The sequence below is a fragment of the Streptococcus sp. 27098_8_82 genome (assembly GCF_041431615.1).
GTDB classification, from domain to species: Bacteria; Bacillota; Bacilli; order Lactobacillales; family Streptococcaceae; genus Streptococcus; species Streptococcus sanguinis_K.
Genome location: NZ_JAPVYB010000001.1, coordinates 514,910 through 535,703 on the forward strand (window position 1 = coordinate 514,910; position 20,794 = coordinate 535,703).

Annotated in this window: 18 protein-coding genes, 1 tRNA gene and 1 CRISPR repeat array; of the genes, 16 read left to right on the top strand and 3 right to left on the bottom strand. The window is 39.9% G+C overall.

What is annotated here, in order from left to right:
* The first annotated feature begins 135 nt into the window (after window positions 1-135).
* From ldcB to O3627_RS02550, 3 genes are all read left to right on the top strand, one after another.
* Window positions 136-876: an LD-carboxypeptidase LdcB/DacB gene (gene ldcB / locus O3627_RS02540; RefSeq protein WP_125382312.1), complete on the top strand. Its 741-nt coding sequence runs from the start codon at window positions 136-138 to the stop codon at window positions 874-876.
* 29 nt (window positions 877-905) lie between these two features.
* Complete coding sequence (locus O3627_RS02545; protein ID WP_002895366.1) at window positions 906-1,196, top strand: cupin domain-containing protein; 291 nt, start codon at window positions 906-908, stop codon at window positions 1,194-1,196.
* 704 nt (window positions 1,197-1,900) lie between these two features.
* On the top strand, window positions 1,901-3,838 hold the full coding sequence (locus O3627_RS02550) for a CAP domain-containing protein (RefSeq protein ID WP_371621265.1): 1,938 nt from the start codon (window positions 1,901-1,903) through the stop codon (window positions 3,836-3,838).
* Between the two features lie 216 nt (window positions 3,839-4,054).
* Here O3627_RS02550 and O3627_RS02555 read toward each other — a convergent pair whose 3' ends face one another.
* Together O3627_RS02555 and O3627_RS02560 are read right to left on the bottom strand one after the other, a co-directional pair.
* The gene (locus O3627_RS02555) at window positions 4,055-4,297 is read right to left on the bottom strand and encodes a type B 50S ribosomal protein L31 (protein ID WP_002895374.1); all 243 of its coding nucleotides are present in this window, start codon (window positions 4,295-4,297) and stop codon (window positions 4,055-4,057) included.
* A 107-nt stretch (window positions 4,298-4,404) separates the two neighbouring features.
* The gene (locus O3627_RS02560) at window positions 4,405-5,340 is read right to left on the bottom strand and encodes a bifunctional oligoribonuclease/PAP phosphatase NrnA (RefSeq protein WP_371621266.1); all 936 of its coding nucleotides are present in this window, start codon (window positions 5,338-5,340) and stop codon (window positions 4,405-4,407) included.
* Window positions 5,341-5,445: 105 nt separating this feature from the next.
* Here O3627_RS02560 and O3627_RS02565 point away from each other — a divergent pair, with 105 nt between their 5' ends.
* The 11 genes from O3627_RS02565 (at window position 5,446) to csn2 (ending at window position 15,571) form a co-directional block, all read left to right on the top strand.
* Window positions 5,446-5,886, top strand: coding sequence for a flavodoxin (locus O3627_RS02565; RefSeq protein ID WP_049541108.1), 441 nt, complete (start codon window positions 5,446-5,448; stop codon window positions 5,884-5,886).
* A 124-nt stretch (window positions 5,887-6,010) separates the two neighbouring features.
* Window positions 6,011-7,393, top strand: coding sequence for a Fe-S cluster assembly protein SufB (sufB, locus tag O3627_RS02570; protein ID WP_371621267.1), 1,383 nt, complete (start codon window positions 6,011-6,013; stop codon window positions 7,391-7,393).
* A 295-nt stretch (window positions 7,394-7,688) separates the two neighbouring features.
* The gene (locus O3627_RS02575; RefSeq protein WP_002913526.1) at window positions 7,689-7,952 is read left to right on the top strand and encodes a chorismate mutase; all 264 of its coding nucleotides are present in this window, start codon (window positions 7,689-7,691) and stop codon (window positions 7,950-7,952) included.
* The gene (gene crcB / locus O3627_RS02580; protein WP_371621268.1) at window positions 7,952-8,326 is read left to right on the top strand and encodes a fluoride efflux transporter CrcB; all 375 of its coding nucleotides are present in this window, start codon (window positions 7,952-7,954) and stop codon (window positions 8,324-8,326) included. Before O3627_RS02575 ends, crcB (O3627_RS02580) begins: the two co-directional genes overlap by 1 nt.
* Window positions 8,323-8,649: a fluoride efflux transporter CrcB gene (gene crcB / locus O3627_RS02585; protein WP_371621269.1), complete on the top strand. Its 327-nt coding sequence runs from the start codon at window positions 8,323-8,325 to the stop codon at window positions 8,647-8,649. The genes crcB (O3627_RS02580) and crcB (O3627_RS02585) overlap by 4 nt, the downstream gene beginning before the upstream one ends.
* Before the next feature lie 118 nt (window positions 8,650-8,767).
* Window positions 8,768-9,115: a 50S ribosomal protein L19 gene (rplS, locus tag O3627_RS02590; RefSeq protein ID WP_009660455.1), complete on the top strand. Its 348-nt coding sequence runs from the start codon at window positions 8,768-8,770 to the stop codon at window positions 9,113-9,115.
* Window positions 9,116-9,155: 40 nt separating this feature from the next.
* A tRNA-Arg gene (locus O3627_RS02595) sits at window positions 9,156-9,227 on the top strand.
* Window positions 9,228-9,536: 309 nt separating this feature from the next.
* On the top strand, window positions 9,537-13,712 hold the full coding sequence (gene cas9 / locus O3627_RS02600) for a type II CRISPR RNA-guided endonuclease Cas9 (protein WP_371621270.1): 4,176 nt from the start codon (window positions 9,537-9,539) through the stop codon (window positions 13,710-13,712).
* A complete protein-coding gene (gene cas1 / locus O3627_RS02605; RefSeq protein WP_002915085.1) occupies window positions 13,712-14,578 on the top strand; it encodes a type II CRISPR-associated endonuclease Cas1 in 867 nt (288 codons plus the stop codon). Before cas9 ends, cas1 begins: the two co-directional genes overlap by 1 nt.
* Window positions 14,575-14,919, top strand: coding sequence for a CRISPR-associated endonuclease Cas2 (cas2, locus tag O3627_RS02610; protein ID WP_002915087.1), 345 nt, complete (start codon window positions 14,575-14,577; stop codon window positions 14,917-14,919). The genes cas1 and cas2 overlap by 4 nt, the downstream gene beginning before the upstream one ends.
* On the top strand, window positions 14,909-15,571 hold the full coding sequence (gene csn2 / locus O3627_RS02615; protein ID WP_002915088.1) for a type II-A CRISPR-associated protein Csn2: 663 nt from the start codon (window positions 14,909-14,911) through the stop codon (window positions 15,569-15,571). The genes cas2 and csn2 overlap by 11 nt, the downstream gene beginning before the upstream one ends.
* 89 nt (window positions 15,572-15,660) lie before the next feature.
* Window positions 15,661-17,282: a CRISPR direct-repeat array (repeat unit 36 nt; unit sequence GTTTTAGAGCTGTGTTGTTTCGAATGGTTCCAAAAC).
* Window positions 17,283-17,315: 33 nt separating this feature from the next.
* Here the strand turns inward: csn2 and mnmE are convergent.
* Window positions 17,316-18,689, bottom strand: coding sequence for a tRNA uridine-5-carboxymethylaminomethyl(34) synthesis GTPase MnmE (gene mnmE / locus O3627_RS02620; RefSeq protein WP_371621271.1), 1,374 nt, complete (start codon window positions 18,687-18,689; stop codon window positions 17,316-17,318).
* 176 nt (window positions 18,690-18,865) lie between these two features.
* Between mnmE and rpiA the strand changes: the two genes are divergently transcribed.
* Both rpiA and O3627_RS02630 read left to right on the top strand, forming a co-directional pair.
* Window positions 18,866-19,543, top strand: coding sequence for a ribose-5-phosphate isomerase RpiA (gene rpiA / locus O3627_RS02625; protein ID WP_371621272.1), 678 nt, complete (start codon window positions 18,866-18,868; stop codon window positions 19,541-19,543).
* A 13-nt stretch (window positions 19,544-19,556) separates the two neighbouring features.
* Window positions 19,557-20,768: a phosphopentomutase gene (locus O3627_RS02630; RefSeq protein WP_371621273.1), complete on the top strand. Its 1,212-nt coding sequence runs from the start codon at window positions 19,557-19,559 to the stop codon at window positions 20,766-20,768.
* Window positions 20,769-20,794 lie beyond the last annotated feature (26 nt).

A 20,794-nucleotide genomic window follows, 5' to 3' on the forward strand; every position in this document is an offset into this window, starting at 1 on the left:
AGCAAACTAGTCTCAAATTTCTGACTTTTCAGGCCAAAACACTTGGTAATTCATGTTGGCTAAAAGTCGTTGAGTGGGTAATGCGAATTCAGATCAGTCTTAATTTTTTTCAATTGGAAGGTGATTATAATCATTATGAAATACAAGAAATTATTACTTCTAAGCGTAGCTGTTTTCAGCCTTTCAGCTTGTTCCACGAACAGCAAGAGTAATAACAGCAGTACTGGCGGCAATCAACCTGATTCTTCTGTGTCTCAGGAAAAATCGGTTTCTAGTCAAGTAGCAGAAAACAAGGCAGGAGAAGTCAAAAATATTGACGAAAATGTTTCTTATAACGGCAGCTACTACAGTGTCAAAGGGAAATATGATGAGATTCTTCTTGTCAACAAACACTATCCTTTGTCAGCTTCCTATAACCCAGGTGAGAATGCGACTGCTAAAGCAGAATTGCTCAAACTGATTGCAGACATGCAGGCACAAGGCTATGCCATTAGCGACCAATACAGTGGTTTCCGTAGCTATGATACTCAGACAGAACTCTATCAAAACTATGTCAATCAGGATGGTAAGGCAGCTGCAGACCGCTATTCGGCTCGGCCAGGCTACAGCGAGCACCAGACTGGTTTGGCATTTGACTTGATTGACAAGAATGGCAACCTCGTACAAGAAGCTGGAGCAAGTCAATGGCTTCTAGATAATGCCTATAAATACGGTTTTATCGTTCGCTATCTAGAGGGCAAGGAAGGTTCAACTGGCTATATGCCTGAAAGCTGGCATCTGCGCTATATTGGTCAAGAAGCCAAGGAAATTGCTCAATCAGGCAAATCTTTAGAAGAATATTTCAGCATTACTGGTGGAGGCTATGAAGATCAGTAGTCACATCATCCATTAGAAGGAGGAAGAAAATGAAATTTTTTGTTACCAATCCCAATAATGATTTTGCAGAAACACCTGTGCAAGAAGAAGGCAGAATCATCCATCATCTGCATCTTGCTAAAGGAAAAGAAGTACCAGAGCACAGTGCTGATGCACTAGTAACAGTTGTTTGTTTGTCGGGAGATGTAAGCTTTTCTGCTGGAGAACAAACTGTGCGGCTAGTGGCAGGTTCCTTTTTGACGATGGAGCCCAATGAGCCACACAGCTTGGTCGGAGAGGAAGATAGCCACCTCTTGGTTATCAAACAACTCAAATATTAATAAATTCAAAATACTAGAAGCTGGAATAAATGCTTCTAGTATTTTTTACTACTTTTTAAGAACTATTCATTTCTGTAAATAAAAACCCATAAGGAAGGGATTCATAAACAGATTCTTTGATTCTTAAAACAAACTTAAGATAAGCTTAAAAAAGGCTTAAGATAAGCTTAAAATAAACTTAAATAAAAAATCGAAATGAGAGGGTGAGAAGCTTTTATAAATAAATAACAAAAATAATTTACACTATGTAAACCAAATTATAAACATTTTTCTATTATTTTGGTTCGTTAAAAAGAACATTTTATAGATTTTTAAAGCTAAAAAACAGAAAGATAAACAAAAAGACGAACTATAAAAAATTACCCATAAAAATAATTTACACCTTGTTAACTAAAATGCTTGCATTCAAAAATTTCTTGTGCTATAATTCGTCTTGAGGGTGAGATATGCATAAAAAAGTATTTTCAAGCATATTGACTTCTTTCTTTCTAAATCAAATGTTATAAAAACATTTATGTGCAACCTTTAATCAGGTGGATTCACTAACTAGTGATTCGTTTTTTTGCGTTTGATAATGATGGAGTAGTCAACTGTCAGCTGGCAGTATTTTCGTGAAATTCTTTTTTATGAAGTTGTGCACAAAAAATAAATTCCCCCCCACAAAAAAATAAAGTGATGTTGGTCACTTTGGAGGTTTAATTAATATGAACAATCGTTTCAGACTCTTATCAAGATCTGTTGTAGCGGCTGCGGCTATTATTCCAGCAATTGCACTTGCGAATAATGCTCAGGCTCAAGATTATGGCTATAACTACTATCAACCAGGCTATAATTACTGGAATGGTGGTTACAACAATTATAACTATGGTTATAACAACTATAATTACCGTAACAACCGCAACTACCGTTACAACAATTACAACTATGGTTACAATAACTATAATTATGGCTATAACAACTACAATTATGGCTATAACAACTATAACTACGGTTACAATGGCTATAATTATGACTATGGTTATAATAACTATTATCCAGGCTATAACAACTGGAATTATAACTATAGCAACAACTACGGATATAATGGTTGGAATAACTACAACAATCTGGCAAATGATGAGAACTATATTTACTGGAATGGTAACCATTACTACCGTATGACAGATGGTTCTTACCGTATCTATCGTGATGGTGAGTGGAAGCCACTGACAAATACTAACAATAACAGCACATCCAATAACAACCTGGAAAACGATCCACATTATCGTTATGAAAATGGTTATCATTACTATGTATTGGATAATGGCGACTATTACTACTATCAAAATGGTAAGTGGGTATTTGTTAAGGATTCTGCTGATAACTCAACTAATCCAACAACTCCAAGCCAGCCGGAAGAACCAAAACCAGAAGTTCCAACTCCGACTCCAGCGGAACCAGAACAACCAACTCCAGCTCCTACTGATAAACCAGATGAGCCTACTACACCAGCAGAACCAAAACCAGAGGTACCAAGTGTTGATTTGCCAGAAAATCCTCCAATTAACGGTGCAGAAGGCGACCTCAATCCATTTGCTCCGAAACCAGAGCAACCAGCGGAACCAAAACCAGAAACTCCAACAAGACCTGCTGTACCAGAGACTCCTGGTTTGGTAACAACTGATAAACCAAGTGAAGATCAAATCCCGCCATATGTTGAAAAACCAGCAGAAGGTCTTGAACATTTGACATGGGCACCGAATGGACGAGCTCCAAAAATTATCTACCCAACTGGAAAACCAGGTGACAAGGCTCTTGAGTCAGATCCTAACTATTACTTTGATGGTTCTACCCATTATTACCGTATACCATCTGACTCAGAAGCTAATGGATACTCTCCATATTGGAAATGGTTTGGTGACAAATGGAAACTGCAAGGTATGACTGATCCAAACGATCCAGCTCTTGATCCTAAACTTCACGAAAACACTGCAGATGATGAATACATGTACAGTGATAAAGACTCTAGCGTGAAATTGTACTCAACTAACCTAGTGACAACTGCTAAAGCAGGTCAACCGCTGCCATTCAAGAACGTTGAAGAGTTCAAAAACTACGTTATCGAAAAGATGAATCCTAAGTTCCTTGATAACGCAGGATGGGATGCTAAGGTTGAGTGGGAAATCGAAGATCCAGAAATCTTTGAGAAAACCAAAGAAGACCCATATGCTAAGGATTATGTCTTGATTGCAAACCTTAAGAGTGGTGTTGAGGACAAGAAATACAGTGATGTAGAATTTGGTTATGTTAAGTTTGTTTACCGTGTTGAAGCAACAAACGATACAAACTATGACTATGTTTCAAAAGCTAAAGAAGCTTTCGCTAAAATCAATGAAGAGCGTAAAGCTCAAGGCTTGAAAGAGTTGACTTGGTCAGAAGACATTTATCAAAATCAAGCACTTCCAAAAGTAAATGAAATCTCACGTCAATACGATAGCTCAGGCTTTGTTGGACGTCGTGATGAAGATCCATCTGTTGTCGTTAAGAAATGGGCTAACAGCGGTCTGAGAGAATTGCTTCTTGATCCTAACGTAACTGAAGGTGCAGTAGCGACAGTTGTAGACGGAAACGGTGTTTACTACTGGGCTTACAGCTATAAATAATAAGAATAAGGAATTTTATTCTTAAACATCTGTGTTCTTAATCTTTGGTTGCATATAAACCACACTCCAAAAGTTAGATTTTAATCGTCTGACTTTTGGAGTTTTTTTGTTGAATTAACTAGGAAGCAAAAGTGGCGGTTGTGCACAGATTTTAAAGTTCAAAAAAGGCGAAAAGAAATTTTTGAGTACAAAAAAAGCACCGATTGGTGCTTATGATTATTTGAGACCGTATTTTTTGTTGAAACGATCCACACGTCCATCTGCTTGAGTGAACTTTTGACGTCCAGTGTAGAATGGGTGTGAGTCTGATGAAATTTCTACACGGATCAATGGGTAAGTTTCCCCTTCGAATTCAACTGTTTCGTTTGAACGCTTAGTTGAACCACTAAGGAACTGGTAGCCGGTAGAAGTGTCCATGAAGACAACTGGGCGGTATTCTGGATGAATATCTTTTCTCATTTTACAAAAATTTCCTTTCTGCCATGGTCTCTTTGCGAGCCATAGATTAGTTACTTTGATAGTTTATCAAATTCTGATTGATTTGACAAGACTTTTAGACTAATTTCTTACTTTTTTGCCAATTCTTTCATCTCGGTGTAGATTTGCTCTATTTCTTCTTTAGAAAATGCATTGGCTCCGCTGGCTAGTGGATGTCCTCCGCCATGATGATTTTTAGCAATACCGTTGATAGGAATAACCTTGCTGCGCATGCGGACACGGTAGTGACCATCTGGCTGCTCAACAAAGATAGCCCACAGACCGACATCTTCAATTCGTCCAGGTGCCCCGACGATGGCTGCTGTATCAGCATCGGTCAGTTGATAGGCTTGTAAAACTTCCTGAGGCAGAATGACCCGCGCAGTCCCATTTTTATCTATTTCCAACTGCTCATAGACATAGCCCTGCAGTTTAGCTACTTGTCGGCTGATAGAGTCCATTTTGCGAGACAAGGTTGATAAGTCGAAATCGTACTGGCGAAGCTTGGCAGCTACTTCGAATGTGCGGGCGCTCGTAGAAGGATAAAGGAAGCGGCCGGTGTCGCCAATGATACCAGCATAGAGGAGTTCTGCAGCTTCCTTGCTCAAGTCTAAGTTATTTTCAAAGGCAAAGAGAGCAATCATCTCACTGGCACTGCTAGAGCTTGTATCAACTAGAGAAATATCTCCGTAAACCTCATCATCAGGATGATGATCGATTTTGATGAGGAAGTCGCCTGTCGTGTAGCGTTGGTCGTCAATGCGGGCTGTATTAGCAGTGTCACAGACGATGACTAGGGCCTCTTGGTATTCTTCGTCTGCAACTTGGTTCATTTGCGCCAACCACATGAGATTAGGCTCATCGTAGCCTGTCGCTTTGATTGTTTTTTCTGGGAAATGGTACTGAAGCAGCTTTTGTAGTCCGACCTGACTGCCAAGAGCATCAGGATCTGGCCGCATATGGCGGTGGATGATAATAGTATCGTATTCTTTGATCTTACTTAAAATATCATGATAAAGAGTCATAAATAACCTCGTCAACTTTCTTTACCCATTGTAGCATAAGAGTTTTTATTTTTAAAATAAAAAAGATATGATATAATGAGAGCAGATTAGAATTTGGAGGAAACTATGACCTTAGCGAAAATTGTATTTGCCAGCATGACTGGAAACACCGAGGAAATTGCTGATATTGTGGCGGATAAGCTAAGAGACCTGGATGTAGAAGTTGAAGTGGACGAGTGCACCACTGTCGATGCAGAAGATTTCTTGGAAGCAGATATTGCGATTGTGGCGACCTATACCTATGGTGATGGTGAGCTGCCTGATGAGATGATGGACTTCTACGAAGACTTGTCTGGTTTGGATTTGTCTGACAAGGTCTACGGAGTGGTCGGGTCGGGCGATACTTTCTATGACGAATTCTGCAAGGCTGTCGATGACTTTGATTCTGTCTTTGCTGCTACAGGAGCGGTGAAGGGTGCAGAAAGCGTTAAAGTAGACCTATCTGCAGAAGATGATGATATTGCGCGCTTAGAAGCTTTTGCAGAAGGCTTGGTTAATAAAGTTTAAAGTGATAAATAGAGGAAACGGCTGCGGCCGTTTTTTTTGTGCGAAAGTGTTATTTTCTGACAATTCTCATGATTAGGAGTATAATGTAAGTAAGCGCTATCCATCAGATAAAGGAGGAGTCCCTATGAAAGAACGCGACTATGCCTTTGGCTTTCATGACGATGTCAAGCCGCTCTTTTCGACTGGTAAAGGCCTGACAGAAGAAGTGGTTCGAGAAATTTCAGAAATCAAGAATGAGCCCCAGTGGATGCTGGACTATCGTCTGCGATCCTTGGAACTCTTTCATAAGCTGCCTATGCCCGACTTTGGCCCTGATTTGTCAGGGATTCGCTTTGATGATGTTATCTACTATCAGAAGCTAAGCGGAGATCGGGCTCGCAGTTGGGATGAAGTCCCAGAAGAGATTAAGAAAACCTTTGACCGCTTGGGAATTCCAGAAGCCGAGAAGAGCTTTCTATCTGGAGCTGTGGCTCAGTATGAATCTGAAGTGGTTTACCACAATATGAAGGAAGAGTTTGCCAAGCTGGGGATTATCTTCACTGACACGGATACGGCTGTTCAGGAATATCCCGACTTGGTCAAGCAGTATTTTGGTACTGTGATTTCAAACGCTGAGCATAAATTTTCTGCGCTTAATAGCGCAGTTTGGTCTGGCGGAACCTTTATCTATGTGCCCAAGAACGTCCAGTGCCAAGTTCCTGTTCAGACCTATTTTCGAATCAATGGCGAAAATGCCGGCCAGTTTGAGCGCTCCTTGATGATTATCGAGGAGGGCGGTTCTATCCAGTACATCGAGGGCTGTACAGCACCGACTTACACAAGCAATAGTCTTCATGCGGCAAATGTCGAAATCATTGTCAAAAAGGATGCCTTTTTCCGATATACGACCATTCAAAATTGGTCGGACAATGTCTATAACCTCGTAACGGAGCGGGGGATTGTTGATGAAGGCGGCACCTTAGAGTGGATTGATGGGAACTTAGGCAGCAAGGTCAATATGAAATATCCCTGCAGTATTCTCAACGGCCGCAACGCAAGGACTTCTGTTCTCTCTATGTCCTTTGCCAACTATGGCCAGCACTTAGATGCGGGCTGCAAGGTCTTTCATAATGCACCCAAGACCTCCAGTACCCTGATTTCTAAATCAGTGGCCAAGGATGGTGGAAAGACAGACTATCGTGGTCAGGTCCGCTTTGGTAAGAATAGTGCAGGCTCCAAATCTCATATCGAGTGCGATACCATTCTCATGGATGGTGAGTCCAGTTCTGACACCATTCCTTTTAATGAAATCCATAATTCCAATGTCGCGCTAGAGCATGAAGCCAAGGTTTCCAAAGTGTCTGAGGACCAACTCTACTACCTGATGAGCCGAGGCATCAGTGAAGAAGAAGCAACAGCTATGATTATCAATGGATTTATGGAACCTATTACCAAAGAACTTCCAATGGAATACGCCGTCGAACTCAACCAACTCATCAACATGAGTATGGAAGGCTCAGTTGGTTAAAAAGGTCCAGTGGACCTTTTTAATCTGCGGATAAAAATTCGCTTTTGCGAGTTCCCTTTAATAATGTCCGGGAGACTGTTTTAGGTTGCGGATAAGCACTCGGTTAAGCGAGTGCTCTTTAATAAGGTTCGGGGAACCTTTTTAATCTATAGATAGGAGCTGTTTTAGGTTGCAGATAAAGACTCGCCCTTACGAGTTCACTTTAATCATGGTCCATTGGAACTTTTTATTTAGAATTGAACTAGAAAATTTTACTATATTTTGATATGATAGATAGAATACAAGGAGGAAGCAGATGACGTTAGAAGAAATCAGACAGGAAATTGATCAAGTTGATGATGCAATCGTTGCCCTGTTGGAGCAACGCATGAATCTGGTTGGCCAAGTTGTGGCTTTAAAAAAATTAACAGGCACAGCTGTCTTGGATAGCAAGAGAGAAGATGTGATTTTTGCCAGAGTGGCGGATAAGGTTGAAAACAAGGACTACAAGGAAACTGTTGTTGCGACCTTTTCTGACATTTTAAAACGTTCGCGTGAATTTCAGAATAAAAATATCTAATGAAAGAAGTACGGAACTCGATAGCTGTGGCTTTATCTGCAATGGCAGGCGGTTGGCTACGTTACCAAGTAGCGCTCATATCAGTTTTTGATGATTCATTTCCGCTGGCTACCTTACTGGTCAATTATTTGGGAACTTTTTTGCTGGTCTATATCATCAAGGGGTGTCTTAGCAGTAAAGTTAAGTCTCAGCGCCTAATTCTAGCGCTTTCGACCGGTTTTTGCGGAGGTTTGACGACTTTTTCTGGTCTTCTGCTAGACAGTATCAAACTAGCAGATTCAGGGCGTTATACGGAGCTTCTTATCTATCTAGTTTTAAGTGTAGGTGGTGGCCTTGCAATCGCCCTGTGGGCTGGGAAGCAGGTGAAGTCATGATGTGGGCGATGTTAATCTGCTGCGGCGCTGGTGCTCTCGTTCGTTATGTTTTCTCCAAGGTTAATAGCAGAGCATCTCTGCCGATTGGGACTTTATTTGCAAACTTGCTAGGTGCTTTTCTCATTGGATATTTTTATAATCATATAGAAGACAAGCAGCTTTATGTGATTTTGGCAACAGGCTTCTGTGGTGGTTTGACGACCTTTTCCACTTTGAATGCTGAGCTGGCAGATCTCTTTTCGGAGCGAAAGAAATTTGTTCTCTACTTGGGTTTGACTTATATTCTAGGAATTTTAGCGATTCTTTTGGGAATTTTCATTTAAACATCTTTACATTTTTAGAAATTTTGATATAATATAGTTTGTGCCTAATGGAAGCACAAAAAACGACTAATCCGCTGCGGTCATGAACCTTAAGATTAGTAAGATAGGAGTAGAAAAAATGAATCCATTAATCCAAAGCTTGACTGAAGGTCAACTTCGTACTGACATCCCTGCATTCCGTCCTGGTGACACTGTCCGCGTTCACGCGAAAGTTGTCGAAGGAACTCGCGAACGTATCCAGATCTTTGAAGGTGTGGTTATCGCTCGTAAAGGTGCTGGTATCTCAGAAACTTACACCGTTCGTAAAATCTCTAACGGTATCGGTGTTGAACGTACTTTCCCAATCCACACTCCACGTGTTGACAAGATTGAAGTCGTTCGTTACGGTAAAGTCCGTCGTGCTAAATTGTACTACCTTCGTGCATTGCAAGGTAAGGCAGCGCGTATTAAAGAAATTCGCCGTTAATTTTAGAAAGACTCTGTCGTTGGGCAGAGTTTTTCTCTAAGTCCCCTTAGTTCAATGGATATAACAACTCCCTCCTAAGGAGTAGTTGCTGGTTCGATTCCGGCAGGGGACATGGATATGAAAAACTACGTTGTCAAACGTAGTTTTTTTCTATGTTTAAATAAAAAATCTATAAAATAAATTGTTTTTTTAGGAAATAGGAGTACAATACGGTTAGTATAGAAAATAAAAAAGCACCGAATCGGTGCGCACTTTTTCAAGTTGAATACGGACTGGGCTTAAGAACCACTGCCTTATTTTAACTTGCTGTGTTGTTTTGAATAGTTCCAACAAAGTAATTATATAATATTTTTCTTTAAATGTAAACGTTTTTGTGTTAAAATATTGACATAAAAAACAAATTTATAAAAGGGGATTTTTTATGAAGAAACCATATTCAATAGGACTTGATATAGGAACAAATAGCGTTGGATGGGCTGTAGTAAATGATGATTATAAAGTTCCTGCTAAGAAAATGAGAGTTTTTGGAGATACAGATAGAAGTCATATTAAGAAAAATTTATTAGGCACGTTATTATTTGACGATGGAAATACTGCAGAGAGTAGACGTCTGAAACGAACAGCTCGTCGGCGCTATACTCGCCGACGTAACCGTATCCTTTATCTTCAAGAAATTTTTACAGATTCAATGAATGAAATAGATGAAAGCTTCTTCCATCGTCTAGATGACTCTTTTTTAGTTCCTGAGGATAAGAGAGGAAGTAAATACCCTATTTTTGCTACCTTGGAAGAAGAAAAAGAATATCATAAGAAATTCCCGACTATCTATCATTTGAGAAAACACCTGGCAGACTCAAAAGAAAAAACTGACTTGCGCTTAATCTATCTGGCATTAGCTCATATGATTAAATACCGTGGACATTTTTTATATGAAGAATCGTTCGATATTAAAAACAATGATATCCAAAAAATCTTTAATGAATTTATAAGCATTTACGACAACACCTTTGAAGGAAGTTCACTTAGTGGACAAAACGCACAAGTCGAAGCAATTTTTACTGATAAAATTAGTAAATCTGCAAAGAGAGAACGCGTTCTAAAACTATTTCCTGATGAAAAATCCACTGGTCTCTTTTCAGAATTTCTCAAGTTGATTGTAGGGAATCAAGCTGATTTTAAAAAACATTTTAACTTAGAAGAAAAAGCCCCACTACAATTCTCTAAGGATACCTATGACGAGGATTTTGAAAACTTGCTCGGACAAATTGGAGATGACTTTGCAGACCTTTTCCTAGTTGCTAAAAAACTCTATGACGCCATTCTTCTCTCAGGAATCTTAACTGTTACAGATCCTTCAACCAAGTCTCCACTGTCAGCATCTATGATTGAGCGCTATGAAAACCACCAAGAAGACTTAGCAGCTTTAAAACAATTCATCAAAAACAATCTTCCAGAAAAATATGCTGAAGTTTTTTCTGACCAATCTAAAGATGGGTATGCTGGGTATATCGATGGCAAGACCACTCAAGAAGCATTTTACAAATATATCAAAAATCTTCTCTCTAAATTCGAAGGAGCAGATTATTTCCTTGATAAAATTGAACGTGAAGATTTTTTGAGAAAACAGCGCACCTTTGATAATGGTTCTATTCCTCATCAAATTCATCTTCAAGAAATGAATGCCATTCTCCGTCGACAAGGAGAACATTATCCATTTCTGAAGGAAAACAAAGAAAAGATTAAAAAAATATTAACCTTCCGTATTCCTTACTACGTTGGCCCGTTGGCTCTTGACAATCGTGATTTTGCTTGGTTAACTCGAAACTCTGACCAAGCAATCCGACCTTGGAATTTTGAAGAAGTTGTAGATAAAGCAAGCTCTGCAGAAGACTTCATCAATAAGATGACTAACTATGACTTGTATCTCCCAGAAGAAAAAGTTTTGCCTAAGCACAGCCTGTTATACGAAACATTTGCTGTCTATAATGAATTAACAAAAGTAAAATTTATTGCAGAAGGATTGAGAGATTATCAATTTCTTGATAGTGGGCAGAAGAAGCAAATTGTCAATCAATTATTCAAAGAAAAAAGAAAAGTAACTGAAAAAGACATCATCCATTATCTACATAATGTTGATGGCTACGATGGAATCGAACTAAAAGGAATTGAAAAACAATTTAACGCAAGTCTTTCTACTTATCATGATTTACTCAAAATTATCAAGGATAAAGAGTTTATGGATAATGCTGATAATGAAGAAATCCTTGAAAATATAGTCCATACTCTAACTATATTTGAAGATCGCGAGATGATTAAGCAGCGTCTGGCTCAATATGGCGCCATCTTTGATGAGAAAGTATTGAAGACCTTGAGTCGTCGACATTATACTGGTTGGGGAAAACTCTCTGCTAAGCTGATTAACGGCATCAGTGATAAACAAACAGGGAATACGATTCTAGACTACCTGATTGATGACGGTAATAATAATCGTAACTTTATGCAGTTAATCAACGATGACGGACTTTCCTTCAAAGAAATTATCCAAAAAGCACAAGTAGTTGGCAAGACAGATGATGTGAAGCAAGTTGTCCAAGAACTCCCAGGTAGTCCTGCTATTAAAAAAGGAATTTTACAAAGTATCAAGATTGTTGATGAACTTGTCAAAATTATGGGCCATGCCCCTGAGTCCATCGTGATTGAAATGGCGCGTGAAAATCAAACTACTGCCAGAGGGAAAAAGAATTCCCAACAAAGATATAAACGCATTGAAAATGCACTAAAAAATCTAGCACCTGGACTTGATTCAAATATTTTAAAAGAAAATCCTACAGATAATATTCAATTGCAAAATGATCGTCTCTTCCTTTACTATCTTCAAAATGGAAAGGATATGTACACTGGAAAAACTATTGATATCAACCAACTAAGCAACTATGACATTGACCACATCATCCCTCAGGCCTTTATAAAGGATGATTCTCTTGATAACCGTGTCTTGACTAGTTCAAAGGATAATCGTGGTAAATCTGATAATGTTCCAAGTATAGAGGTTGTTCAAAAAAGAAAAGCCTTTTGGCAACAATTATTGGATTCTAAGTTAATTTCAGAACGTAAATTTAATCATTTAACCAAAGCTGAACGAGGTGGACTAGATGAGCGAGATAAAGTTGGCTTTATCAGACGCCAACTAGTTGAAACACGGCAAATCACAAAACATGTTGCGCAGATTTTGGATGCCCGTTTCAATACCGAAGTGAATGAAAAGAACCAGAAAATCCGTACTGTCAAAATCATCACTTTGAAATCCAACCTGGTTTCCAACTTCCGTAAAGAATTTAGGTTATACAAGGTGCGGGAAATTAATGACTACCATCACGCACATGATGCCTATTTAAATGCAGTAGTTGCTAAAGCTATCCTTAAGAAATATCCTAAACTAGAGCCTGAATTCGTCTATGGTGACTATCAAAAATACGATCTTAAGAGATACATCTCCAGATCCAAAGATCCTAAAGAAGTCGAAAAAGCAACTGAAAAATATTTCTTCTACTCAAACTTGCTGAATTTCTTCAAAGAAGAGGTGCTTTACGCAGATGGAACTATCAGAAAAAGAGAAAATATCGAGTATTCGAAAGATACAGGAGAAATAGCTTGGGATAAAGAAAAAGATTTCGCAACAATCAAAAAAGTACTTTCCTATCCACAGGTGAATATTGTTAAGAAAACAGAAATTCAGACACACGGTCTAGATAGAGGTAAACCTAAAGGCTTGTTCAATTCTAATCCATCTCCTAAACCGTCAGAAGATAGTAAAGAAAATCTTGTTCCAATTAAACAAGGGCTTGATCCACGGAAATACGGTGGTTACGCTGGTATTTCTAACTCGTACGCGGTCTTAGTTAAAGCTATTGTTGAAAAAGGAGCGAAAAAACAACAAAAGACAATTCTTGAGTTTCAAGGTATCTCTATTTTAGATAAAATAAACTTTGAAAATAACAAAGAAAACTATCTTCTTAAAAAAAGATACATAGAGATTCTATCAACTATTACTTTACCTAAATATAGTTTGTTTGAGTTTCCTGATGGTACAAGAAGAAGACTGGCAAGTATTCTATCGACAAACAATAAACGAGGAGAAATTCATAAAGGAAATGAATTAGTACTTCCTGGCAAATATACTACACTTTTGTATCATGCTAAGAATATTAATAAAAAACTTGAACCAGAGCACTTAGAGTATGTTGAGAAACATCGAAATGATTTTGCTAAACTTTTAGAGTGTGTACTTAATTTTAACGATAAGTATGTAGGCGCATTAAAAAATGGAGAAAGAATCAGACAAGCATTTACTGATTGGGAAACAGTTGATATCGAAAAGTTATGTTTCAGTTTCATTGGTCCAGAAAATAGTAAAAATGCCGGATTATTCGAGTTGACCTCACAAGGAAGTGCCTCTGATTTTGAGTTTTTAGGAGTAAAAATTCCACGATACAGAGACTATGCACCGTCATCGCTTCTCAAGGCCACCCTCATCCACCAATCCATCACTGGTCTTTACGAAACTCGGATTGACTTGAGCAAACTAGGAGAAGACTAATGGGATGGAGAACGGTTATTGTCAATACGCACTCTAAACTCTCCTACAAGAACAACCACTTGATTTTTAAAGATGCCTCTCGGACAGAATTGATTCACCTGTCCGAGGTAGATATCTTACTTTTGGAGACAACAGATATCGTTCTCTCCACTATGCTGATTAAACGCTTGGTTGATGAAAATATTCTAGTCATCTTTTGTGATGATAAACGCTTGCCAACTGCATACTTAATGCCTTACTATGGTCGGCACGATTCCAGTTTGCAACTCTCTCGGCAAATCACTTGGAGTGAGGAGGTTAAAGCACAAGTTTGGACCACCATTATCGCACAAAAAATTCTCAATCAGGCTTTTTATCTTGGGAGTTGTGGTTTTCTAGAAAAATCTCAGTCCGTCATCGATCTCTATTATGGGTTGAATTTATTTGATCCTAGTAACCGTGAGGGGCATGCAGCTCGAATTTATTTTAATACCTTGTTTGGGAATGATTTTAGTCGTGAGCAGGATAATGATGTCAATGCTGCCTTGGACTACGGCTACACTTTGATTTTGAGTATGTTTGCGCGTGAGATTGTTTTGTCTGGCTGCATGACCCAATTTGGCTTGAAACATGCCAACCAGTTCAATCAATTCAACCTGGCTAGCGATATTATGGAGCCTTTTCGTCCGATTATTGACAGGATTGTCTATGAAAATCGAAAAAGTTCTTTTGTCAAAATCAAGCGAGAACTTTTCACTATTTTCTCGGATACCTTTCACTATAATGGTAAGGATATGTATCTGACCAATATCGTCAGTGACTATACTAAGAAAGTCATCCAAGCTCTCAATCAACCAGAGAAAGGAGTTCCTGAGTTTAGGATATGAGTTATCGATATATGCGTATGATTTTAATGTTTGATATGCCTGTTGATACTGCAGAGGAACGCAAGGCTTATCGGAAATTTCGAAAGTTCCTCATAGATGAAGGATTTATCATGCACCAATTCTCCATCTATAGCAAGCTCTTGCTCAACAACTCTGCCAACAGTGCTATGATTGAACGCCTTAAGACGCATAATCCTAAAAAGGGAAACATTACTCTCTTAACTGTCACGGAAAAGCAATTTTCTCGCATGATTTACTTAAATGGTGAGCGAAATACCAGCGTAGCAAACTCGGATACACGCTTGGTCTTTCTAGGAGAGGAGCCTGGATATGAAGATTAATTTCCCGCTATTGGATGACCCATTAGCTATTGAAAATGCAACCTTTTTAGTGCTTGAAGACCAGTTTACCTTTTCAACTATAGTCAAGCAGTTCTACCAATATACTGATGATGGGGAGTTGAAGTTGTTTGATAGAAATCTAAAATCTCTGAAAGAGACTGAATTACTAGTGATAACGGATGTCTTAGGATACAATCTCAACTCACCTGCCATGCTCAAGCTGATACATGCTGATTTAGAAAATCAACTCAATGACAAGCCCGAAGTCAAGTCCATGATTGAAAAGCTGGTAGCTACGATTACAGAATTGCTGGCATTTGAGTGTTTGGAAAACGAGTTAGACCTAGAGTATGATGAAATCACCATTCTAGAGTTAATCGATGCACTTGGTGTCAAAGTCGAAACTCTAAGTGATACACTTTTTGAAAAGATGCTAGAAATTGTCCAGGTTTTTAAATATCTTTCTAAAAAGAAACTCCTTGTTTTCATCAATGCGACCGCCTATCTATCAGAGGATGAGTTAGTAAATCTGATAGAGTATATCCAACTAAATCAACTAAGGGTTTTATTTGTCGAACCTCGAAAAGTCTATGATTTTCCGCAGTATGTGCTTGATCAAGACTATTTCTTGAACCCTGAAAATATGGTATAATAAGAGTAACAATGGAATTAAACGAACTGAAGTCTAGCTGAGATGAATGGCGTGATTACGAAATTTCGCAAGAAAAATTTTTCTACGAGGTTTTAGAGCTGTGTTGTTTCGAATGGTTCCAAAACATAAAGCGTTAGAATATGTAGTAGAAGAAAGTTTTAGAGCTGTGTTGTTTCGAATGGTTCCAAAACCTTTCTCTGGAGGAGTTCCTCGTTTCTTATGTTTTAGAGCTGTGTTGTTTCGAATGGTTCCAAAACTAACGTTGTAAGTTGGTTCATACGACCTTCTGTTTTAGAGCTGTGTTGTTTCGAATGGTTCCAAAACAGGAGATCCGATGAAACTTATTGACGAAAGGTTTTAGAGCTGTGTTGTTTCGAATGGTTCCAAAACATATGTCTTGTCTTTCTGTCCGGAGGACATGTTTTAGAGCTGTGTTGTTTCGAATGGTTCCAAAACCTGGTCTTGCGGGTTCTGCCGGTGGTATCAGTTTTAGAGCTGTGTTGTTTCGAATGGTTCCAAAACTGATATTCCAGACGAAGTCCAAATTAACTCGTTTTAGAGCTGTGTTGTTTCGAATGGTTCCAAAACCTGAGAGGTCGTATATTAAATTGTAACTTTGTTTTAGAGCTGTGTTGTTTCGAATGGTTCCAAAACACGATTTCCAAGCGGCAAAGTTAAAGTAGAGTTTTAGAGCTGTGTTGTTTCGAATGGTTCCAAAACTGAATCAACTTCAAAAGCCCTCGTCCCCTCGTTTTAGAGCTGTGTTGTTTCGAATGGTTCCAAAACATATTTCAAGAATTCTAACCTCAACTCACCGTTTTAGAGCTGTGTTGTTTCGAATGGTTCCAAAACACCCGAAGTCTTGCCGTCAAATTCTCGCCAAGTTTTAGAGCTGTGTTGTTTCGAATGGTTCCAAAACGTAATCATAGGCATGGCCAGCACCATCTCTGTTTTAGAGCTGTGTTGTTTCGAATGGTTCCAAAACTTATTTCCCAACTGTGTTGGTGGTTCGTGCGTTTTAGAGCTGTGTTGTTTCGAATGGTTCCAAAACTGCTGCCTAATATCAGTAATTAATTAGAAAGTTTTAGAGCTGTGTTGTTTCGAATGGTTCCAAAACTAAAGTAGGATCCATTTATGCATCTCTCACTGTTTTAGAGCTGTGTTGTTTCGAATGGTTCCAAAACATCATCAACAAACGGAATTCCTAAATACTTGTTTTAGAGCTGTGTTGTTTCGAATGGTTCCAAAACAAAGAAGAAGCGCAACAGTTCTATCATCAAGTTTTAGAGCTGTGTTGTTTCGAATGGTTCCAAAACAACTTTTTTGGCAAATCCCCAAGTTCGATTGTTTTAGAGCTGTGTTGTTTCGAATGGTTCCAAAACCTGCCAAATATCAGCAACTAGCTAGAAAGGGTTTTAGAGCTGTGTTGTTTCGAATGGTTCCAAAACCAAGGACTTTGCAAAATACCCTGCCTATGGGTTTTAGAGCTGTGTTGTTTCGAATGGTTCCAAAACGCCTGCCATAGACGTCGAACATAATCACGGTTTTAGAGCTGTGTTGTTTCGAATGGTTCCAAAACCTGGCATAAGGACAAGATTTATTACTATAAGTTTTAGAGCTGTGTTGTTTCGAATGGTTCCAAAACAGACCACGACAAGGAACTATTCCAGCAGGAGTTTTAGAGCTGTGTTGTTTCGTTTTTATTTATCATAAAAAGGACTGAATAGAACAGTCCTTTTGTTCTCTATTTCCCCAAGCAAAATTGGCTGAAGAGTTGGGTGATGAGTTCGTCTGGTGCGGCGTCACCAGTGATTTCGCCGAGGATTTCCCAGGTGCGGGTCATATCGACTTGGAGAAGATCTACAGGCATACCCATTTCCAAGCCTTGGTTGACGGCTTGCAGGCTTTCTAGGGCTTTTTCAATCAAGGAAATGTGGCGGGCGTTGGACAGGTAGGTAGCGTCTTGCTCTACGATACCAGCATTTTCAAAGAAGAGCTGATTGATGCGTTCTTCAATTTTATCGATATTTTGATTGTGGAGGACGGAAATCTTAATGACATCAGTTGGTAGCTGGTCCAGCTCAATCTTTTCCTCAAGGTCAGTCTTGTTAAGCAGGACGATGCGATTGCTATCTTGGCTGATTTCAAGCAATTGTCTGTCTTGGTCTGTCAGAGGCTCGCTGGCATTGAGAACCAAGAGAACCAAGTCAGCTTCCTGCAGGGCTTTTTTAGAGCGCTCAACTCCAATTTGCTCAACAAGGTCGTCAGTTTCCCGAATGCCTGCAGTATCGATGAGTTTGAGGGGGACACCCTTGATATTAACATACTCCTCGATCACATCTCGAGTCGTCCCCTCAATATCGGTCACAATAGCCTTGTCCTCGCGCAGGAGATTGTTGAGCAGGCTGGACTTGCCAACATTAGGTCGGCCGATGATAGCAGTGGAAATGCCTTCGCGTAAAATCTTTCCTCGTCGTGCAGTCTTGAGGAGATTGCTCAGGAGTACCTCGAACTCAGTCGTTTTTTCTCGCATAAGCTGGGTTGTCATTTCTTCCACATCGTCGTACTCGGGATAGTCAATATTGACCTCGACCTGAGCCAGTGTGTTGAGGATTTCCTGACGGGTATTGTTGATAAGATTGGAGAGGGAGCCATCCAGCTGCTTGACAGCATTGTTCATAGCTTTATCGGTCTTGGCGCGGATGATGTCCATGACAGCCTCAGCCTGAGTCAAATCAACGCGCCCATTGAGAAAGGCCCGCTTGGTAAACTCACCAGGCTCAGCCATTCTAGCACCCTCTCGGATAGCAAGCTGCAGGATTTCATTCGTGACCGCAATTCCGCCGTGAGTGTTAATCTCGATGATATCCTCGCGTGTGAAGGTCTTGGGAGAGCGCATGGCACCAAGCATGACCTCGTCCAGAATTTCTTGATTTTGTGGGTCGACGATATGGCCGTAGTTGAGCGTGTGGCTTTCCACTTTGCTTAGATTTTTCCCTTTGAAGATTTTTTGGGCAATAGTAAAGCTGTCAGTTCCGCTTAGTCTAACGATACCGATGGCTCCTTCGCCAAGAGGCGTAGAAATCGCAGCGATTGTATCAAATTCTCTGGTAATCATACTGTATCTTTCCTTGTGTTTAAAATCAATTAATCTAATTGTAACGCAAAAATCAAGGAGGAGCAAGGCTTTCGATTACCAAGTGGAATAAATGAAATTTAAGCCTGGTAAAGAAAACACTTTCATGTTAGTGAGAATCATGATATAATAAAAGTAGTGTGATTCGAGGAGGTGCTATGGAAAATCTAAAGAAACTGGCAGGAATCAAGGCTGCTGAATTTGTCCAAAGCGGGATGATTGTTGGTCTCGGGACGGGTTCAACCGCTTATTATTTTGTCGAAGAAATTGGTCGGCGGATTAAGGAAGAAGGATTGCAGATAACAGCTGTTACGACTTCCAGTGTCACTAGCAAACAGTCGGAAGGTTTAGGTATTCCGCTCAAATCCATTGATGAAGTTGACTTGGTTGATGTGACAGTTGATGGTGCTGACGAGGTTGATTCAGCTTTTAACGGTATCAAGGGCGGTGGCGGCGCACTTCTCATGGAGAAAGTCGTAGCGGTGCCTACAAAGCACTATATCTGGGTAGTCGATGAGAGCAAGATGGTCGAGAAGTTAGGTGCCTTCAAGCTACCAGTAGAAGTTGTTCAGTACGGTGCTGAGCAGCTCTTTCGTCGCTTTGAGTGTGCGGGCTATAATCCATCCTTTCGTCAGAAGGATGGTCAGCGTTTTGTTACGGACATGCAGAATTTCATTATTGACTTAGATTTAGGTGTGATTGAAAATCCAGTTGAGTTTGCACAAGAACTTGATCATGTTGTGGGAGTAGTGGAGCATGGACTGTTTAATCAAATGGTAGACAAGGTCATTGTTGCTGGAAAATCAGGTCTTCAAGTTTTAGAGGCCAATAAATAGAAAGAGGTATTTTATGCCAAAATTTAATCGTATTCACTTGGTAGTCATGGACTCAGTTGGTATCGGTGCTGCACCAGATGCCAATAACTTTGTCAATGCAGGGGTACCAGATGGTGCTTCAGATACTCTGGGACATATTTCCAAAACGGTAGGACTGAATGTACCAAACATGGCTAAGATTGGTCTGGGAAATATTGAGCGTCCTGCTCCTTTGAAGACAGTTCCTCAAGAAGAAAATCCTAGCGGCTACTATACCAAGCTGGAGGAAGTATCGCTTGGAAAAGACACGATGACAGGCCACTGGGAAATCATGGGTCTCAATATTACTGAGCCTTTTGATACTTTCTGGAATGGCTTCCCGGAAGAAATCCTGACTCAGATTGAAGAATTTTCTGGTCGTAAGGTCATTCGTGAGGCTAACAAGCCATACTCTGGTACAGCAGTTATTGATGACTTTGGCCCTCGTCAGATGGAAACAGGCGAGCTGATTATCTACACCTCTGCTGACCCAGTATTACAAATCGCGGCACACGAAGAAGCGATTCCTTTGGAAGAGCTCTATCGTATCTGTGAATTCGCCCGCTCTATTACCTTAGAACGCCCTGCGCTTCTAGGACGTATTATCGCTCGTCCTTATGTAGGTGAGCCAGGCAACTTCACTCGTACAGCCAACCGTCACGACTATGCAGTTTCTCCGTTTGAGCCAACTGTACTTGATAAGCTCAATGAAGCCGGAATTGATACTTATTCTGTTGGTAAGATTAACGACATCTTCAACGGCGCTGGAATCAATCATGACATGGGACATAATAAGTCTAACAATCATGGTGTAGATACTTTGGTCAAAGCCCTCAAAGACGAAAACTTCAAAGAAGGTTTCTCATTTACTAACCTAGTAGACTTTGATGCTCTTTATGGTCACCGCCGTGATCCACATGGCTACCGTGACTGCTTGGAAGAGTTTGATGCTCGCATCCCAGAAATCATTGAAAATATGCGTGAAGATGATTTGCTCATGATTACTGCTGACCATGGTAATGACCCGACCTATGCCGGAACCGACCACACTCGTGAGTACATTCCGCTCTTGGTCTTCGGAAAATCGCTGAGCAGTCATGGTCATATTCCTGTCGGACACTTTGCGGATATCTCAGCTACCGTTGCTGAAAACTTCGGAGTGGACAAGGCGATGATTGGCGAAAGCTTCTTGGACAAATTGGTATAAGCATTATAAGAGAGTGAAGGAAATAT

What these genes read in the sequence shown, in the direction of transcription:
- ldcB (WP_125382312.1), top strand. Translation starts at nt 136, where the DNA reads ATGAAATACAAGAAATTATTACTTCTAAGCGTAGCTGTTTTCAGCCTT.
- O3627_RS02545 (WP_002895366.1), top strand. Translation starts at nt 906, where the DNA reads ATGAAATTTTTTGTTACCAATCCCAATAATGATTTTGCAGAAACACCT.
- O3627_RS02550 (WP_371621265.1), top strand. Translation starts at nt 1,901, where the DNA reads ATGAACAATCGTTTCAGACTCTTATCAAGATCTGTTGTAGCGGCTGCG.
- O3627_RS02555 (WP_002895374.1), bottom strand. Translation starts at nt 4,297, where the DNA reads ATGAGAAAAGATATTCATCCAGAATACCGCCCAGTTGTCTTCATGGAC.
- O3627_RS02560 (WP_371621266.1), bottom strand. Translation starts at nt 5,340, where the DNA reads ATGACTCTTTATCATGATATTTTAAGTAAGATCAAAGAATACGATACT.
- O3627_RS02565 (WP_049541108.1), top strand. Translation starts at nt 5,446, where the DNA reads ATGACCTTAGCGAAAATTGTATTTGCCAGCATGACTGGAAACACCGAG.
- sufB (WP_371621267.1), top strand. Translation starts at nt 6,011, where the DNA reads ATGAAAGAACGCGACTATGCCTTTGGCTTTCATGACGATGTCAAGCCG.
- O3627_RS02575 (WP_002913526.1), top strand. Translation starts at nt 7,689, where the DNA reads ATGACGTTAGAAGAAATCAGACAGGAAATTGATCAAGTTGATGATGCA.
- crcB (WP_371621268.1), top strand. Translation starts at nt 7,952, where the DNA reads ATGAAAGAAGTACGGAACTCGATAGCTGTGGCTTTATCTGCAATGGCA.
- crcB (WP_371621269.1), top strand. Translation starts at nt 8,323, where the DNA reads ATGATGTGGGCGATGTTAATCTGCTGCGGCGCTGGTGCTCTCGTTCGT.
- rplS (WP_009660455.1), top strand. Translation starts at nt 8,768, where the DNA reads ATGAATCCATTAATCCAAAGCTTGACTGAAGGTCAACTTCGTACTGAC.
- cas9 (WP_371621270.1), top strand. Translation starts at nt 9,537, where the DNA reads ATGAAGAAACCATATTCAATAGGACTTGATATAGGAACAAATAGCGTT.
- cas1 (WP_002915085.1), top strand. Translation starts at nt 13,712, where the DNA reads ATGGGATGGAGAACGGTTATTGTCAATACGCACTCTAAACTCTCCTAC.
- cas2 (WP_002915087.1), top strand. Translation starts at nt 14,575, where the DNA reads ATGAGTTATCGATATATGCGTATGATTTTAATGTTTGATATGCCTGTT.
- csn2 (WP_002915088.1), top strand. Translation starts at nt 14,909, where the DNA reads ATGAAGATTAATTTCCCGCTATTGGATGACCCATTAGCTATTGAAAAT.
- mnmE (WP_371621271.1), bottom strand. Translation starts at nt 18,689, where the DNA reads ATGATTACCAGAGAATTTGATACAATCGCTGCGATTTCTACGCCTCTT.
- rpiA (WP_371621272.1), top strand. Translation starts at nt 18,866, where the DNA reads ATGGAAAATCTAAAGAAACTGGCAGGAATCAAGGCTGCTGAATTTGTC.
- O3627_RS02630 (WP_371621273.1), top strand. Translation starts at nt 19,557, where the DNA reads ATGCCAAAATTTAATCGTATTCACTTGGTAGTCATGGACTCAGTTGGT.